Here is a 2,097-nt window from a genome sequence, read left to right as displayed (position 1 = left end):
ATCGGCCAGCCGTGGCACCGCTTCGTCGGCGACAACGGCGAGATCGTCTCGCTGGAGCACTTCGGCGCGTCAGCGGACTTCGCCACCCTGTTCCGCGAGTTCGGCATCACCGCGGACGCCGTCACCGAGGCGGCCCGCCGCACGCTCGCCAACGCGGGGTAGGCGGGGTAGCGGGGTAGGCGGTCAGAAGCGACTGCGGTACAACCGAAGAGGGCGCTGATCACGCGGCCGGTCATCACGGCCGTGTCAGTCGGCCCAGCACGCTGCGCACATACAAGGGATGGCAGATCATGACGACCGATCGACTCGCTCAACTGTCCGCCGCCGGGGTATCCCTCTGGCTGGATGACCTGTCCAGGGAGAGGCTGGTGTCGGGCAATCTCGCCGAGTTGATCGCCAACTCCCACATCAGCGGGGTGACGACGAACCCGACGATCTTCGCGGGGGCGCTGTCCAACGGTGCCGCGTACGACGCGCAGATCCGCGAGCTCGCCGCGCGGGGCGCTGACCTGCAGCAGGCCGTGCGGGAGCTGACGACGTCCGACGTGCGCGACGCGTGCGATCTGTTCCGGGAGACCTACGAGGCGACCGGCGGCGTGGACGGCAGGGTGTCGATCGAGGTGGACCCGCGGCTCGCGCGAGACACCGACGCCACCGTGACCGAGGCGCTGGATCTGGCCAAGACGGTCGACCGGCCGAACCTGCTGGTCAAGATTCCCGCCACGGTGGAGGGGCTGCCCGCCATCAGCCGGGTACTCGCCGAGGGTGTCAGCGTGAACGTGACGCTCATCTTCTCCCCGGAGCGCTACCGCGAGGTCATCGACGCCTACCTCACCGGGCTGGAGCAGGCGGCGGCCAACGGCCGGGACCTGTCGGCCATCCACTCCGTCGCGTCGTTCTTCGTGTCGCGAGTGGACACCGAGGTGGACAAGCGGCTCGACGCGATCGGCACCGACGAGGCCGCCGCGCTGCGCGGTGAGGCCGCGATCGCCAACGCCCGGCTCGCCTACGCCCTCTACACCGAGGAGTTCACCACGCCCCGCTGGCGGGCGCTTGCCGAGCAGGGCGCGCACGCGCAACGTCCACTGTGGGCGTCGACCGGAGTGAAGGACCCGGCCTACTCCGACACCCGCTACGTCGACCAGCTCGTCGTGGCTGGCACGGTCAACACAGTGCCGGAGGCGACACTGCACGCGGTCGCCGACCACGCCACCATCATCGGCGACACGGTGACCGATACGCAGGCGGTCGCGACCAACATCTTCGACCGGCTCGCCCGGATCGGCATCGACCTCGACGACGTGTTCCACGTACTGGAGGACGAAGGCGTGGCCAAGTTCGACAAATCCTGGGTGGAGTTACTCGAAACGGTGAACAGCCAGCTCGTCGCGGCGCACGAGGGCTGAGCGGCATGACGGCATCTACGACCACGGTTTCCGTCGACATCGCCGACACCTCGCTGGCAGCGGCAGCGGCGCCGCTCGCGGCCCAGCTCGTCGAGGACAAGGTCGCATCGAAGCTCACGGCGCAGGATCCGACGCTGTGGGGCGTCGACGCCGAGCAGGAGGCGGCGATCCGGCTGGGCTGGACGACGTTGCATGTGACGTCGCGGCAGCTCATCGGCGAGATCACCGACCTCCACACCGAGCTCCAGGCAGAGGGCATCGACCGCGTCGTGCTCGCGGGTATGGGCGGGTCCTCACTCGCACCCGAGGTCATCGCGGCGACCGAGCCGGTGACGCTGACCGTGCTCGACACCACCGATCCGGGTCAGGTCGCCGACGCACTGGCGGGTGACCTCACCCGCACGGTGCTCGTCGTGTCGTCGAAGTCCGGCGGCACCGCCGAGACGGAGAGCCAGCGGCGCATCTTCGCCGCGGCGTTCGCGGAGGAGGGCATCGACCCCGCGAGCCGCATGGTCGTCGTGACCGACCCCGGCTCGCCGTTGGCGGAGCTGGCCACCCAGGAGGGCTACCGCAAGGTCTTCCTGGCCGACCCGACCGTGGGCGGGCGGTACTCGGCGCTGACGGCGTTCGGGCTGGTGCCCGCCGGGCTGGCAGGGGCCGACGTGGCGCGGCTGCTGGACCAGGCCACGGC

Annotated in this window: 2 protein-coding genes; both read left to right on the top strand. The window is 70.1% G+C overall.

The window, feature by feature from the left end; all coding sequences use genetic code 11:
- Nucleotides 1-290 precede the first annotated feature (290 nt).
- Nucleotides 291-1,406 (top strand): transaldolase, encoded by a 1,116-nt coding sequence (gene tal, locus M3N57_02600; protein ID MDP9021588.1) that lies wholly within the window; start codon nucleotides 291-293, stop codon nucleotides 1,404-1,406.
- A gap of 5 nt (nucleotides 1,407-1,411) precedes the next feature.
- A partial coding sequence (locus M3N57_02595) for a glucose-6-phosphate isomerase (GenBank protein ID MDP9021587.1) occupies nucleotides 1,412-2,097 on the top strand: 686 nt, incomplete at its 3' end.

Source organism: Actinomycetota bacterium (assembly GCA_030776725.1).
Lineage (GTDB): Bacteria > Actinomycetota > Nitriliruptoria > Nitriliruptorales > JAHWKO01 > JAHWKW01.
This window is presented reverse-complemented; position numbering and strand designations above follow the sequence as displayed.